Annotated in this window: 15 protein-coding genes and 1 pseudogene; 12 read left to right on the top strand and 4 right to left on the bottom strand. The window is 64.4% G+C overall.

Features of this window, described 5'->3' with window-relative positions:
* The first annotated feature begins 38 nt into the window (after window positions 1-38).
* The 12 genes from EIM47_RS10035 (at window position 39) to EIM47_RS09980 (ending at window position 12,617) form a co-directional block, all read left to right on the top strand.
* On the top strand, window positions 39-1,160 hold the full coding sequence (locus EIM47_RS10035; RefSeq protein WP_029577187.1) for a Fic family protein: 1,122 nt from the start codon (window positions 39-41) through the stop codon (window positions 1,158-1,160).
* Between the two features lie 87 nt (window positions 1,161-1,247).
* Entirely contained in the window at window positions 1,248-1,466 is a 219-nt protein-coding gene (locus EIM47_RS10030) for a DNA-binding protein (RefSeq protein ID WP_125076807.1), read from the top strand.
* On the top strand, window positions 1,450-2,013 hold the full coding sequence (locus EIM47_RS10025; RefSeq protein WP_125076806.1) for a DUF6088 family protein: 564 nt from the start codon (window positions 1,450-1,452) through the stop codon (window positions 2,011-2,013). The genes EIM47_RS10030 and EIM47_RS10025 overlap by 17 nt, the downstream gene beginning before the upstream one ends.
* Before the next feature lie 292 nt (window positions 2,014-2,305).
* Window positions 2,306-2,587, top strand: a complete 282-nt coding sequence (locus tag EIM47_RS10020) for a helix-turn-helix domain-containing protein (RefSeq protein ID WP_084220814.1) — start codon at window positions 2,306-2,308, stop codon at window positions 2,585-2,587.
* 35 nt (window positions 2,588-2,622) lie between these two features.
* Complete coding sequence (locus EIM47_RS10015) at window positions 2,623-3,192, top strand: Hsp20/alpha crystallin family protein (RefSeq protein WP_125076805.1); 570 nt, start codon at window positions 2,623-2,625, stop codon at window positions 3,190-3,192.
* A gap of 85 nt (window positions 3,193-3,277) precedes the next feature.
* Entirely contained in the window at window positions 3,278-6,127 is a 2,850-nt protein-coding gene (gene clpK / locus EIM47_RS10010) for a heat shock survival AAA family ATPase ClpK (RefSeq protein WP_026010803.1), read from the top strand.
* A gap of 17 nt (window positions 6,128-6,144) precedes the next feature.
* Window positions 6,145-7,575 (top strand): cardiolipin synthase, encoded by a 1,431-nt coding sequence (cls, locus tag EIM47_RS10005; RefSeq protein ID WP_125076804.1) that lies wholly within the window; start codon window positions 6,145-6,147, stop codon window positions 7,573-7,575.
* Between the two features lie 26 nt (window positions 7,576-7,601).
* Window positions 7,602-9,485 (top strand): ATP-dependent zinc metalloprotease FtsH, encoded by a 1,884-nt coding sequence (gene ftsH, locus EIM47_RS10000; protein ID WP_125076803.1) that lies wholly within the window; start codon window positions 7,602-7,604, stop codon window positions 9,483-9,485.
* A complete protein-coding gene (gene trxC, locus EIM47_RS09995) occupies window positions 9,482-9,922 on the top strand; it encodes a thioredoxin TrxC (RefSeq protein ID WP_125076802.1) in 441 nt (146 codons plus the stop codon). The genes ftsH and trxC overlap by 4 nt, the downstream gene beginning before the upstream one ends.
* 75 nt (window positions 9,923-9,997) lie before the next feature.
* On the top strand, window positions 9,998-10,498 hold the full coding sequence (locus tag EIM47_RS09990; RefSeq protein ID WP_037034643.1) for a phosphate-starvation-inducible PsiE family protein: 501 nt from the start codon (window positions 9,998-10,000) through the stop codon (window positions 10,496-10,498).
* A complete protein-coding gene (locus EIM47_RS09985; protein ID WP_125076801.1) occupies window positions 10,476-11,441 on the top strand; it encodes a zinc metalloprotease HtpX in 966 nt (321 codons plus the stop codon). Before EIM47_RS09990 ends, EIM47_RS09985 begins: the two co-directional genes overlap by 23 nt.
* 24 nt (window positions 11,442-11,465) lie before the next feature.
* The gene (locus EIM47_RS09980; protein WP_019400019.1) at window positions 11,466-12,617 is read left to right on the top strand and encodes a trypsin-like peptidase domain-containing protein; all 1,152 of its coding nucleotides are present in this window, start codon (window positions 11,466-11,468) and stop codon (window positions 12,615-12,617) included.
* Between the two features lie 18 nt (window positions 12,618-12,635).
* Here the strand turns inward: EIM47_RS09980 and EIM47_RS09975 are convergent, their stop codons facing one another.
* The 4 genes and pseudogenes from EIM47_RS09975 to EIM47_RS09960 form a co-directional block, all read right to left on the bottom strand.
* Window positions 12,636-13,103 carry a lysozyme gene (locus EIM47_RS09975; protein WP_028914932.1) on the bottom strand — a complete coding sequence of 156 codons (468 nt, stop codon included), beginning with the start codon at window positions 13,101-13,103 and terminating at the stop codon, window positions 12,636-12,638.
* Window positions 13,100-13,357 carry a hypothetical protein gene (locus tag EIM47_RS09970; RefSeq protein WP_232210984.1) on the bottom strand — a complete coding sequence of 86 codons (258 nt, stop codon included), beginning with the start codon at window positions 13,355-13,357 and terminating at the stop codon, window positions 13,100-13,102. The genes EIM47_RS09975 and EIM47_RS09970 overlap by 4 nt, the downstream gene beginning before the upstream one ends.
* Window positions 13,358-13,846, bottom strand: a pseudogene (locus EIM47_RS09965) (IS3 family transposase); the annotation flags it as partial.
* A 20-nt stretch (window positions 13,847-13,866) separates the two neighbouring features.
* Window positions 13,867-14,966 (bottom strand): IS3 family transposase gene (locus EIM47_RS09960; protein WP_125076800.1). Its coding sequence is split into 2 segments (ribosomal slippage): window positions 13,867-14,717 and window positions 14,717-14,966, totalling 1,101 coding nucleotides; the frame shifts between segments, so codons are not numbered across the junction.
* Between the last annotated feature and the right edge of the window lie 31 nt (window positions 14,967-14,997).

Below are 14,997 nucleotides of genomic sequence, written 5' to 3'. Positions count from 1 at the left end.
AACTTGCGCATGCGGAGAATGAAGCCCATAATCTCCGCATGAACAGCGGCGATTACAAGTACATCTGGCAGGCCAGTGACTGGCCGGACTGGCGCTTCGACCTGGCGGCGCTCGCTGGCCCTATGGCGGATGTGAGTCGTGCTCAAGGGCTCTTGCTGGGGCGTCTGGCCGACGTGGGCATGGCGCTGCGCGATCAGGCCAGCCTGGCGGCGCTCACCGAAGACGTGGTCAAGACCAGCGAAATCGAGGGCGAGCAGCTCAACGTCGAGTCCGTGCGCTCAAGCATCGCTCGCCGGCTGGGCGTCGACATCGGGGCGTTGGCTCCAGTCGATCGTCATGTCGAAGGCGTGGTGGAGATGGTGCTCGACGCCACGGTCAACTGCGCGGCGCCGGTGACCCGCGAGCGGTTGTTCGGCTGGCACGCGGCGCTCTTTCCCACTGGTTACTCCGGCCTCTCCAGGATCAAGGTCGGCAGTTGGCGCGACGACGCCAGTGGCCCCATGCAGGTGGTTTCCGGCCCCATCGGCCGCCAGCGCGTGCATTTCGAGGCGCCGCCCGCCGATCGACTGGAGACCGAGACAGGTCGTTTCCTCGAATGGGTCAATGCGGACTCGGGTGAGCCACCGCTCGTCAAGGCGGGGCTTGCCCATCTGTGGTTCGTGACCTTGCACCCGTTCGACGACGGCAACGGCCGTATCGCCCGGGCCATCGGCGACCTGCTGTTGGCGCGCGCCGACGGCAGCCCGCAGCGCTTCTACAGCCTGTCGGCGCAGATCCAGCGGGAGCGCAAGGCCTACTACGATATTCTGGAGCGCACCCAGAAGCGGTCCATGGACGTCACCGAGTGGCTGGCCTGGTTCCTCGACACCCTGCATCGCGCCGTCGATCAGGCGCAGCACACCCTCGATGCCGTGCTGACCAAGGCACGCTTCTGGCAGCACTGGGCAGCCACACCTTTGAACGAGCGACAGGTGAAATTGCTCAACCGGCTACTCGATGGCTTTGAAGGTAAGCTCACCAGCAGCAAGTGGGCGGCGATCGCCAAGTGCTCGCCAGACACGGCGCTGCGCGACATCAACGACCTGCTCGCGCGCGGCGTGCTGCGGAAATCGAATGCGGGCGGGCGCAGTACCAGCTACGAGCTGAACGATCTCCCGTAGTAACCGCGCGTCTTCTGAATTGACCTGGCTGGCGGACCGAACAGCGCCTTCATGGACTCCTGCCAACTCATGCGGAAGGAGACCAAGATGGACGTCGTTCACCTCAATCAAAAACAACTGGCCGCCCGCTGGAGTATCAGCGAAGCCACCCTCGAACGCTGGCGTAGCGTGGGAATTGGGCCGAAATTCCTGAAACTCTGTGGTCGGGTGATTTACCGCCAAGTCGACATCGAAGCCTACGAGGAGTCGTGCCTGCAGATATCAACCAGCCAGTCTGCGGTCGTTGCCCATGGCCAAACAAACTGAGATCGTCAGCCGCTGGATCGATGCGCAGCCGGAGGGCGCCTTGCTCAGGAGCCTGGACCTGGAGCACTTGGTCAATCGCGATCAAGCGTCGCGGCAGTTGGTTCGCTTGGCACGGCATGGGCGTTTGAGGCGCGTGGCGCGCGGCATGTACGTCGCCGTGACGGCCAGCCGCTTCGGTCCAGTCCCGCCGCCCGCCGACAAACTGGTCCAGTCCCTCACGCGCATCACGGGGCACGCCATCGTCCGTCATGGCGCGGCTGCGGCCAGTGCCCTGGGGCTGACCACGCAGGTCCCCGTCCGACAGATCTACCTGACCGACGGCCGCGCGCGGACGCTCAATCTCGGCAAGCAGGTCATCGAGATCCGCCGTGCCCCCAGGTGGATGTTGGTGCTGGGCGATAGTCTCGCCGGTGATGTCGTCATAGCCCTTGAATGGCTTGGCCCGGACCTCGCCGAAACCACGTCGGCAAGTTGGTTGGGCGCATCGGGCGGGATGACTGGAACGCCGTGCTCGAAACCAGGACTCACCTGCCGGCGTGGATGGTAGTGGCAATCCAGAAAGGTCTTCCCGCGTCGGCACTTGTTCCGTTTCGTCGGTAGATGTCGACAAGTACCGACGTTTCGAAACACGGCGGCATCCGCTCCCGATTAAACCTTTGCCTATCGCCGGATCGGACTGCCCCAGCACACCCTCTCTGGAAATTTGAGTCACATCATTCGCCAAGCAGATCGCGGGATGTTGACTCTTGACTTCCTGCATGTTAGGCGCAATGTTCTTGCAAGGTTTTGCAAAAAATCCTCGATTGAGGCTGTACGAAGGCGGAACTTGTGGGGGTGATATGACAGCGCGCCAGCAGGCGATTTTCACACTCGACGAGTTGGCTGCCTACTTGAAAGTCGGCAAGCGGACGCTTTACCGGCTCGCCTCGCACGGGGAGATTCCGGCCTTCAAGGTCGGCGGGACGTGGCGGTTTCGTCAAAGTGAAATCGATCGATGGATCAATGATCAGATCCAAGCAGGCAGAAAGAAGGAGGTGATACGCACAGATGAGCAGCCAAAGTCAGCGGAACACTCCGTGTCGTCTGGGCGCGCTGTCCGTCGCCGCAGGCAAACGGCGTGAGCGAGAGTCTTCAATTTTTCTTCTGGAGGTGTGACATGGACATTGATTTTAAGCAATTGGCTCCCTGGAACTGGTTCAAGAAGGAGCAGGAAGAACAACAGAGCACTGCCTCGCTGCCGGTGCAGCGCAATGACCTGCCGGTGGCGGGTGGGCCGGTCAGCCCCATCCTGCAATTGCATCGCGAGATCGATCGCCTGTTCGACGACGCGTTTCGAGGCTTCGGTTTCCCGACGCTGGCCATGCCACGCTGGCCGTCGGAGTGGCCGGGCCTGCTGAAACCGGCGCTGGACATCCAGGAGACCGACAAGCAGTACAAGATCGCCCTGGAAGTGCCCGGCGTCGAGGAAAAAGACATCCAGATCACGCTCGACAACGACGTGCTGCTGGTGCGCGGTGAAAAGCGTCAGGAGCAGGAAACGAAAGACGGCGGTTTCCACCGGGTGGAGCGCTCCTACGGCAGCTTTCAGCGCGCTCTGAACCTGCCGGCCGATGCCAACCAGGACACGATCAAGGCCGCTTTCAAGAACGGCGTGCTCACGATCACGATGGAAAAGCGCGAGGCCAGTACGCCCAAGCAGGGGCGCTCGATCCCGATCAACGGCTGACGCGGGGCAGCGCGTTTTTCTCAAAAACCACAAAGAGATGACCGTGATCGGCGGGGCCTCGTCAGATCTTTACAGGAGCATCAGCATGGCCAGAAAACAATGCCAAGTCTGCGGCCAACCCGCCACGGTGCGGGTGGAAGCCAATCTCAATGGTCGCCACAGCACCATGCTGTTGTGTGACGATCACTATCGCCAACTGGTGCGCCAGCAAAAGCGCACCGTCTCACCGCTGGAAGCCTTGTTCGGCTCGCGCAGCGGGCTGTTCGAAGACTTCCTTGGCAGCGACTTCTTCCGCATCGGTGACGACGCACCGTCCATGGCGGCCGATACCGACGAGGTCGTCGATGCCTCGTTCGGCGAACCCGCCCCGGCCGGTACGGGCACCGCGCGCCGTCGCGGCAGTGGGCTCGCCAGCCGTATCAGCGAACAGTCCGAGGCCCTATTGCAGGAGGCCGCCCGACACGCTGCAGAGTTCGGGCGCGCCGAAGTCGATACCGAACACCTGCTGCTGGCGCTATCCGGCAGCGACGTGGTCAAGACCATCCTGGGGCAGTTCAAGATCAAGGTCGATGACCTCAAGCGCCAGATCGAATCCGAAGCCAAGCGCGGCGATAAGCCGTTCGAGGGCGAGATCGGCGTGTCGCCCCGGGTCAAGGACGCGCTCAGCCGTGCTTTCGTGGCCTCCAACGAACTCGGCCACTCTTATGTCGGGCCGGAGCATTTCCTGATCGGGCTCGCCGAGGAAGGCGAAGGTTTGGCGGCCAACCTGCTGCGCCGTTACGGCCTCACGCCACAAGCGCTGCGCCAGCAGGTAAGCAAGGTGGTCGGCAAAGGGGCCGAGGATGGCCGCGCCGAGACGCCGACCAACACGCCCGAGCTGGATAAATACTCGCGCGACCTCACCAAGATGGCGCGCGAGGGCAAACTCGATCCAGTCATCGGCCGTGCGCAGGAGATCGAGACCACCATCGAGGTGCTGGCCCGGCGCAAGAAAAACAATCCGGTGCTGATCGGCGAGCCCGGCGTCGGCAAGACCGCCATCGTCGAAGGGTTGGCGCAGCGCATGGTGGCCGGCGAAGTGCCTGAGACGCTGCGCGACAAGCGCCTGGTGGAACTCAACATCAATGCCATGGTGGCTGGCGCCAAGTACCGGGGCGAGTTCGAGGAGCGCGTGCAGAAGGTGCTCAAGGAAGTGACCGAGCACCAGGGCGAGCTGATTCTCTTCATCGACGAGGTGCACACCATCGTCGGTGCAGGCCAGGGTGGCGGCGAAGGCGGGCTGGACGTGGCCAACGTGTTCAAGCCGATGATGGCGCGCGGCGAACTGAACCTGATCGGCGCCACCACGCTCAACGAGTATCAGAAGTACATCGAGAAGGACGCCGCGCTGGAGCGTCGCTTCCAGCCGGTGATGGTGCCCGAGCCGACGGTAGCGCAGACCATGATGATCCTGCGCGGCCTGCGCGACACCTTCGAGGCGCACCACAAGGTCAGCATCACCGAGGATGCGATTATCGCCGCCGCCGAGTTGTCGGACCGCTACATCACCGCGCGCTTTTTGCCTGACAAGGCCATCGACCTGCTCGACCAGGCGGCCGCACGCGTGAAGCTGTCGGCCACGGCCCGCCCGGTGGCGGTGCAAGAGCTGGAGTCCGAACTGCACCAGCTACGGCGTGAGCAGGACTATGTGGCCTCGCGCAAGCAGTACGACAAGGCCGCCGAGCTGGGCAAGCGCATCGAGGCCAAGGAGACTGAACTCAAGAAGCTCGTCGAGGAATGGGAACGCGAGCGCGCCTCGGGCAGCGCCGAAGTCAAGGCCGAGCATGTCGCGCAGATCGTCTCGCGTCTGACCGGCATTCCGGTCAACGAGCTGACGGTGGAAGAACGCGAGAAGCTGCTGCATCTGGAGCAGCGGCTGCACGAGCGCCTGGTGGGCCAGGACGAAGCGGTGCGCGCGGTGGCCGATGCCGTGCGGTTGTCGCGCGCGGGCCTGCGCGAAGGCAGCAAGCCGGTGGCGACTTTTCTGTTCCTCGGGCCGACCGGCGTGGGCAAGACCGAGCTCGCCAAGGCGCTGGCCGAGTCCATCTATGGCGATGAAGGTGCGCTGCTGCGCATCGACATGTCCGAGTACGGGGAACGCCATACCGTGGCACGCCTGGTGGGCGCGCCTCCGGGTTATGTGGGCTATGACGAGGGCGGCCAGCTCACCGAGAAGGTGCGTCGCAAGCCCTACAGCGTGTTGCTGCTGGACGAGATCGAGAAGGCTCACCCCGACGTCTACAACATCCTGCTGCAGGTGTTCGACGACGGGCGGCTCACCGACGGCAAGGGCCGGGTGGTGGATTTCACCAATACCATCATCATCGCCACCTCGAACTTGGGCTCGGACATCATCCAGCGTCGGCTGAAGGCCCGTGGCGCCGCCGGCGAAGAATACGAGAAGACCAAGGCCGAGGTGATGGACGTGCTGCGCGGACACTTCCGCCCCGAGTTCCTCAACCGCATCGACGAAATCATCGTCTTCCACGCGCTGGGCAAGGAGGAGATCCGCCATATCGTCGGCCTGCAGCTCGATCGTGTGGCCCGCAACGCCGCCAGCCAGGGCGTGACGCTGACCTTCGACCAGACCTTGATCGATCACTTCGCGGAGGAAGGCTACAAGCCCGAGTTCGGCGCGCGTGAGCTCAAGCGGCTGATCCGCAGCGAGCTGGAGACGGCACTGGCGCGCGAGATGCTGGGTGGCGGTATCGGCAAGGCCGATCACGTCAGCGCCCGCTGGGACGACAAGGCCGAACGGGTGGTCTTCGAGCGCCAGGAGCCACCCGCGAAGCCGGCCGAGCCTGAGAAGCCCGATGCCGCGAACGCGGCCGAGACGCCGCCTAGCGACGCGAGCAAGCCTGCGCGCAAGAAGAAGTCAGCGGGCGGCGAATCTTGAGTCATGAGGAGGCTGTCGTGTCCGACCCCAACGGGCTGACATGGGCAGCCACCCTCGTGTCGCTGGCGGTCGCTATCCCCACAGCGGGGCACGCGGTCATCTACAAGCGTGACCCTCGATCGGCCACGCTGTGGGTACTGCTGATCGCCTTGTTGCCGCTGGGCGGTTCGCTGCTGTATGGGCTGTTCGGCATCAACCGTTACCAGCGGCGGGCGCGGCGGCTCTTCTCGGGGGCAGATCCTGCTGCTCGGCAGGACCTCTCGCCCACGATGCCCGAGGCTGTATCGCCGCCGCTTGCCGGTCTGGCCCACCTAGTGGGACGCGCCACCGGCCAGTCGCTGACCGGCGGCAACCGCATCGAGCCGCTTGTCGATGGCGAGCAGGCCTACCCGGCCATGCTCGCCGCCATCGAATCGACGCGGTACAGCGTCGCCTTGACCTCGTACATCTTCGACAGCCAAGGCATCGGGGCGCAGTTCGTCGATGCGCTGCGCCGGGCTCATGAGCGCGGCGTGCAAGTACGGGTGCTGATCGACGACGTGTATGTCCGCTGGACGCCCCGCAGCGCCTACCGCGCCTTGCAGCGCGCCGGCGTTCCGGTGGCGACGTTCAACCCGACGTTGATTCCCGCGCGCCTGCATGCCGCTCATCTGCGCAATCACCGCAAGCTGCTGGTGATCGATGGCGAGACGGGTTTCACCGGCGGCATGAACATCGTCAGCCCGTATTGGCGGCCCGATGCGCCGGAGCAGGCCTGTCACGATTTGCACTTTCGTCTGCGCGGGCCGGTGGTTGCGCATCTGATGCGGTGCTTCACCGACGATTGGTGCGATACCACGGGCGAGCGGCTCAACGAGGGTTTCTGGGGCGAACCGCCCGCAACGGCTGATGAGCAAGGAACCTCTTGGGCGCGCGGCATCGAGGCCGGTCCCGATGAGGCCCTGGACCGGCTGCGCTGGACCTTCATGGGCGCTTTGAGCGCGGCGAAGCATTCGGTGCGCATCTGGACACCTTACTTCGTGCCCGATCAGCCGATGATCGCGGCGCTGAGCACGGCCGCGTTGCGCGGCGTGCGCGTCGAGGTGCTGACGCCCGCAAACGGCGACCATCCCACGGTGCAATGGGCCGCGCGCGCCCACTACTGGCAGGTGCTGGAGCACGGTGTACGCATCTTCGAACGGCCTGGCCCGTTCGACCACAGCAAGCTGATGCTGATAGACGGCCAGTGGTGCTGCCTGGGTTCGGCCAATTGGGATGCGCGCAGCCTGCGCCTCAACTTCGAGTTCAATGTGGAGGTGTACGACACCGCGCTGTCTACGCGGCTGGAATCCCTTTTTGATGCCGCCCGTGATGCATCGAACGAGATATCGGCCATGGCGTTGCGCGCCCGCCCGCTGGCCATCCGCTTGCGCGACGGGGTGGCCCGTCTGTTCACCCCCATTCTCTAGCGGCACGACTTGCGAGGAACATTGCCATGGAAAAGAAAGATCAATGGAACATTGGCTACTGGATCGTCGCCGGCCTGTTGCTGCTGACGCTGCAGAACTACTGGCAGGCGGCCAAGACCGTCGAGCCCGTGCCCTACAGCGAATTCGAGAAGGCGCTGGCCGAGGGGCGCGTCGCCGAAGTGCTGGTGTCGGACCGCACGGTCACCGGGCGCCTGAAATCGCCGGACAGCCAGGGCAAGACCACCATCGTGGCCACTCGCGTCGAACCCGACCTGGCCGAGCGGCTGTCCAAGTACGACGTGCCTTACGCGCGGGTGGTGGAAAGCACCTGGCTACGTGATGTGCTCTCCTGGATTCTGCCGGCGGTGGCCTTCTTCGGCGTCTGGTTCTTCCTGTTCCGCCGCTTCGCCGAGAAGCAGGGCATGGGCGGCTTCCTGAGCATCGGCAAGAGCCGCGCCAAGGTGTTCATGGAGAAGAACACCGGCGTCACCTTTGCCGATGTCGCGGGTGTCGATGAGGCCAAGGCCGAGCTGGTCGAAATCGTCGACTTCCTGAAGAACCCGCAGGATTACGGCCGCCTCGGCGCGCGCATCCCGAAAGGTGTGTTGCTGGTTGGCCCGCCCGGCACGGGCAAGACCCTGCTGGCCAAGGCCGTGGCGGGCGAGGCCGGGGTACCGTTCTTCTCTATCTCCGGCTCGGAGTTCGTCGAGATGTTTGTCGGCGTGGGCGCGGCGCGGGTGCGCGACCTGTTCGAGCAGGCGCGCGGGCAGGCGCCGGCCATCATCTTCATCGATGAACTCGACGCGCTGGGCCGTGCACGCGGCGTCGGCGGGCCCATCGGCGGCCACGACGAGCGTGAGCAGACGCTCAACCAGCTGCTCACCGAGATGGACGGCTTCGACAGCTCGGTGGGGCTGATCATCCTCGCCGCCACCAACCGGCCCGAAATCCTCGACCAGGCGCTGCTGCGCGCCGGTCGCTTCGACCGTCAGGTGCTGGTGGACCGGCCCGACAAGAAAGGTCGCCTGGATATCCTGAAGGTCCACGTCAAGAAGGTGACGCTGGCTCAGGATATCGATCTCGAACAGGTGGCGGCGCTAACCACCGGCTTTTCCGGCGCTGATCTGGCCAATCTCGTGAACGAAGCAGCGCTGAACGCGACGCGGCGCAAGGCGCAGGCTGTGGAACTGCAAGACTTCACCGCCGCCATCGAGCGCATCGTGGCCGGCCTGGAAAGGAAGAACCGTGTGCTCAATCCGAAGGAGCGGGAAACCGTGGCCTATCACGAGATGGGGCATGCGCTGGTGGCGCTGGCGCTGCCCGGCACCGATCCGGTACACAAGATTTCAATCGTTCCGCGTGGCATCGGTGCACTCGGCTACACCCTGCAGCGGCCCACCGAAGACCGATTTCTGATGACACGTGCCGACCTGGAGCACAAGATCGCCGTGCTCCTGGGAGGGCGCGCGGCTGAGAAGCTCGTGTTTGGCGAGCTGTCCACAGGGGCTTCAGACGATCTCGCGCGGGCCACCGACATCGCCCGCGACATGATTACGCGCTTCGGCATGGATGAGGGCTTGGGGTACGTTGCTTTTGAGGCACAGAGGCCGCGTTTTCTTGATGCGCCTGAACTGGTACAGGGTGGCTGCCGGGTAGCCGAATCGACTCAGACACGCATCGACCAAGCCATCCGTGACATCGTGATGGGTGTGTTTGATCGTGCATACCGAATTCTCGAAATCAACCGGGAAGTGCTGGAGCGGTGCGCGCGCGAACTGCTCGCACGGGAAACGCTGGATGAATACAGCATCCGGCAACTGACACAAGGGCTACAGCTCGAATCCCCATGTCACAGCGACCCAACTGCCGGAGCCATTACTTCCTCTGTGTCCCAAGGGGCCACCTCATGAGTGACAGCATTCATATCGTCTGCCCACACTGCCAATCCATCAATCGCGTGCCAGCCAACAAGTTGGCAGAGAAGCCCAATTGCGGGCGGTGCCAGCCCCCGCTGTTCACCGGAGAACCCATTGATCTGACCACAGCGACCTTCGCCCGTCATCTGGAGCGCAGTGACCTGCCGCTGCTGGTTGACTTTTGGGCGCCGTGGTGCGGACCGTGCAAGATGATGGCGCCTCAGTTCGAGCAGGCAGCCTCCCTGCTTGAACCCAAGGTGAGGTTGGCCAAGGTAAATACCGAGGCCGAGCCTCACCTGGCCGCCCAGTTCGGTATTCGCAGCATTCCAACCCTGATTTTGTTCCGAGGGGGGCATGAGGTTGCACGTCAGGCGGGCGCCACGGGCGCGCAGGACATTATGCGCTGGGTGGCTTCGCAATTGCCCCGATGATTCAGGTGCAATCGAGTCGTCTTCTCGGACTCCCCGTTCCATTAACGTTTCATTGAAAGAGGGAGCGCAACGCTTATGCATAAAGAATCTGGCCACACGGCCCTTGACGAGATGCGCTCCCAGTGGCGGTTGATGACGGTTTACGAGCGCTTCGAGCAGGTCGTCGCCCTCGTTCTGTCGGCGGTAATTGCCGTCATCATCGTGGTGTCGCTGTTCCAGCTCATCGCCATCGTCTTCACGCTGCTGGTCCTCGATGCCTTCAATCCCCTGGATCACAAGGTATTCCAGAGTGTGTTCGGCATGATCATGACGCTCTTGATCGCGATGGAGTTCAAGCATTCCATCGTGCGCGTGGCGCTGCGTCGGGACAGCATCATCCAGGTCAAGACCGTGATCCTCATCGGCCTGATCGCGCTGGCGCGCAAGTTCGTGATCCTCGACGCCGAGGCGAGCCCTGGCAAGATCGCCGCGCTTGCAGGAGCCACACTGGCGCTCGGTGCCACTTACTGGCTGCTGCGCGAGCGCGACGACCGCGCCGCCAAGACATCTGAGCATGATCCGTCATCATCCCAGTGACCCGCGCGCGGCGTTGTTGCAACACCGCTGGCTCAACCGCCTGCAGACTGGGCTGTTGGTCCTGACCCTGATCGGGATCGCAGCCACCGCAGGAAGCCTGCTGTTCGGGGAAAGCGGCCTGTGGCTCGCGCTGTTTGCAGTTGCAGGCACGCTGTTGCTGGAACCGGCAGCCGCATCCGCCTTGACCTTGCGCCTGTACCGCGCACGCGCTTTGCGCCCGCACGAAGCCCCGGAAATTTGGGCTCTGTTGCGCGAGCTGTCCGCCCGTGCCGGTTTGCCCGCCACGCCGGTGCCGCACTACGTGCCCAGTGCCGTCGTCAACGCCTTCGCCACCGGCTCGAAGCAGCATGCATCGATCGCCCTCACCGATGGCCTGCTGCGCAACCTGAGTTCGCGCGAACTGGCGGGTGTGCTCGCGCACGAGGTCGCGCACATCGCTAATGAGGATCTGCGTGTCATGGGGCTGGCGGATTCCGTCAGTCGCCTCACGAGCCTGCTGGCTATGGTCGGACAGATCGCTATTGTGTTCAGCTTGCCCGCACTGCTGGCCGGCGCGGTGGCGGTCAATTGGCCTGGACTGCTTCTGCTGGCCGCCTCGCCCCAGCTGGCCCTGCTCGCACAGCTCGGCTTGTCTCGCGTGCGTGAGTTCGACGCTGACCGCCTCGCGGCGGAACTGACCGGCGACCCGCAAGGGCTGGCGTCCGCGCTGGCGAAGATCGAGCGGGTCAGTCGCTCCTGGCGTGCCTGGCTGTGGCCGGGATGGGGCAATCCCGAGCCTTCCTGGTTGCGCACCCATCCGGCAACGCAAGATCGTATCTCACGCCTGCTGACGTTGGCGCCTGGACCAGCAACAGCCTTGCCGTTTCACGCGCCCCATTTCTTGCCGGAATCCGCTGTGACGCCGCGCCCGCCGCGCTGGCGCCCGAGCGGGCTATGGCGCTGATTGCCTATCAACAGGAGAGTTCTCATGGCCTACCCCGACCCGTACGGTCGCCCGCCACAGGACCACTTTATCCGTCGCTGGCTCTTCATCACCGCCTGCATTGCCGCGCTCATGCTGCTGTGGCAGTTTCTGCCCGCCATCGAGGACTGGTTCAGTCCGCGCGAGGCGGCAGAACGGACTGTGACGGCGCGCGGCGACCTGGCGGCGGACGAGAAAGCCACCATCGAACTGTTCGAAAAATCGCGCGCCTCGGTGGTCTACATCACCACCGCGCAATTAGTACGCGATGTCTGGACGCGTAACGTCTTCTCCGTGCCGCGTGGCACCGGCTCGGGCTTCATCTGGGACGACGCCGGCCACGTCGTCACCAACTTCCACGTCATCCAGGGCGCGTCCGAAGCCACCGTCAAACTGGCCGACGGCCGCGACTACCAGGCCGCGCTGGTGGGGGTAAGCCCAGCGCACGACATCGCTGTGCTCAAGATCGGCGTCGGTTTCAAGCGCCCGCCGGCCGTGCCGGTCGGCACCAGTGCCGACCTCAAAGTGGGTCAGAAGGTGTTCGCTATCGGCAACCCCTTCGGCCTGGACTGGACGCTCACCACCGGCATCGTCTCCGCGCTCGACCGCTCGTTACCCGGAGAAGCGGGCGGCCCGGCCATCGATCACCTCATCCAGACCGACGCCGCCATCAACCCTGGCAACTCTGGTGGGCCGCTGCTCGATTCGGCAGGAAGGCTCATCGGCATCAACACGGCGATCTATAGCCCCTCCGGCGCCTCGGCCGGGATTGGTTTCGCCGTGCCGGTGGACACCGTCATGCGCGTAGTCCCGCAACTCATCAAGACTGGTAAGTACATCCGTCCGGCGCTGGGCATTGAGGTGGACGAACAACTCAATCAGCGCCTGCTGGCGCTGACTGGAAGCAAGGGCGTGTTCGTGCTGCGTGTTACCCCTGGTTCGGCAGCGCACAAGGCCGGCCTCGCGGGTGTCGAAGTCACGTCGCAAGGCATCGTGCCCGGCGACCGCATCATCGGTGTTGATGGCAAGGCGACAGACGATGTGGCTAAGCTGCTCGCGCGGCTAGACGACAGGAAGGTCGGCGATGTGGTGGTCTTGTCAGTGGAACGGGCCGGCAAAACGCGCGAAGTGCGTGTGGAGCTGCAACCGGGGATTTGATCGAGTCGACCCGGCCTATCAGGCGGCGCGGAGCAGGCAAGTCGCCTCGGCCTCCCGCCGCGTGACAAGCCCCGGCAGCACCTTGCCACCGCCAAAGACCCAGCGCCGCAGCTCGGTTGCGGCGCTGGGCCAGTCGCGCTGATTGACTCGCCTCCGTAGCGTCGACGTCTGCAGCCGCCCCGCGCCGAGGTTGAACGTGAAGTCCACGATGGCGGCGAGCCTGCTCTCGGGTTCGGTGGCCAGCACCGGGCAGTAGCGCAGCGTTGCGGCGAGTGCCGTCTGCAGATCTCGAACCAGATAGACCTCGGCTTCGGCCTCGCTGATCGGTGGGTGCTTCGGATCGCAGAGATGGCCGTAACCAATCGTCCAGAAACCTGCGGGGCACACGTAGGGGATGGCACTGATTTCCGTGCCGCGCTTCACCTTGCGTTCAAACCCTTCGAAGCGCTTGGCCAGTTCGATGGCCGCCCGCGGGACCGGAATCATGCGCGCACCCGGTCGAAGACGCGGCCGAGGAACCAGAAGTTCAGCACGCCGGCCCATAGGGCTTGGTCGGCGTCGGTCCAGGCGGCCTGGATGGCCGGAATCCATCCGACGCCTGCATCGACCGCGCCGACGAAGGCGGCGGTCTTGGCCGCGCAGTACAGCGCCATGAACCAATAGGTGATCACCGGCCGCACGCTGATGGACAGTGCATCGGCCCATTTGGCGCGGTGGACCGGCCAGATTTCCGTAGACACTCAGTCGCCGTTCTGCGCGTAGCGCCTCTCAAACTCTACCGGTGACAGTCCGCCAGCGGAACCATGTCGGCGGATGGGGTTGTAGAACATCTCGATGTAGTCGAACACGTCCGATGCCGCAGTGGCCCGTGTCGGGTAGATCCTTCGCTTGATCCGCTCCTTCTTCAAGACGCTGAAGAAGCTCTCGGCCACCGCGTTGTCATGGCAGTTCCCGCGACGACTCATGCTCGGCACCATCCGGTGAGCCTTCAGGAACGACTGCCAATCGCTGCTGGTGAACTGACAGCCCTGGTCGGAGTGGACCATCACGCCCGGTCCCGGCTTGCGACGCCATGCCGCGGCGACCAGCGCCTGCAGCACCAGATCGCTGGTCATCGTCGGTGCCGTGGCCCAGCCCACGATCTGGCGCGAATACAGGTCCATCACTGCCGCCAGGAACAGCCAGCCCTCGTAAGTGCGAATGTAGGTGATGTCCGTGACCCTGACCTGAGTATGGAACTTGTAGCCAATCAGGCAGTGAGTCCGGGGTGAATGGTATCGGGTTCCGACCAGTTCCGGCGAACGGTCGCCGGGGGGTTGTAGCCATGGGCGCTGTGCGGCCGCTGCTCGTTGTAGAACTGCCGCCAGCGTTCGATCAGCACCTTCGCTTCGGCGCGGCTGCGGAACCATTCCCGGTTCAGAAGCTCGTCCCGAAGCTTGCCGTTGAAGCTCTCGACGAACCCGTTCTGCCAGGGGCTACCCGGCGCGATGAAGGCCGGGCCGATCGCCGCGTCGCGCAGCCAGCGCATCACCTTGGCCGCGGTGAACTCGGCGCCGTTGTCGGAGCGGACAAAGGCCGGTTTGCCGTAGATCCGCATCAGTCGCGACAGGGTCAGGATCACGTCTTGCGCCCGCAGGCTTGCCCCGACTTCGATCGCCAGGCACTCCCGGGTGTATTCGTCGATCACGCACAGCATCTTCAAGGCGCGTCCGTCGACCATCTGGTCGTGGACGAAGTCGTAACTCCAGACCGCATTCGGGCGAACCGCGCCCGGCAGGCGGATGTCGTTGCCGGAACGGCGGCGGCGCGGCCGGCGGCGGGGAATGTTCAAACCCAGCTGGCGCCACAGGCGCCGCACCCGGGCCTCGCCCAGGTCCAACCAGGCCGCCATGCGGCGATACCCGAACCGCGGCACCTTCGGCGACGCGGCCAGCAGCCGCTCGGCCACCGCCTGGTCCTTGGCGGCCTGGCGCGGGGCGTAGCTGGCGATGCGGCGGCTCAGGCCCAGGTAACGAAGGGCCTTTCGCTGCGAGATACCCCGACGGACCAGCACCTGGACCGTGTCGCGTCGTTCCGACGGGGTCATCATTTTTTTCGGACGATCTCCTTCATCCCGTCGATGACCAGCATCTGCTCGGCCACCAGCCGCTTGAGCCGGGCGTTCTCGGACTCGAGGTCCTTGAGCCGCCGGGCGTCGGGCACGTCCAGGCCACCGAACTTGTTGCGCCAGCGGAAAAAGGCCTGCTCGGTCAGGTTGTGCTTCTTGCACAGGGCCTTGATCGACATGGCGCCGACCTCGGCCTCGCGCAGGATGCCGATGATCTGCTCGTCGGTGAATCGCTTCTTCATGGAGCTCTCCTTGCCTGTTAAGGGTAGAGAA

It is taken from the genome of Pseudoxanthomonas sp. SGT-18 (assembly GCF_003931645.1).
Lineage (GTDB): Bacteria > Pseudomonadota > Gammaproteobacteria > Xanthomonadales > Xanthomonadaceae > Pseudoxanthomonas.
Note: the sequence above shows the minus strand (reverse complement) of the source record. Positions and strands in the feature narration are given on the sequence as shown.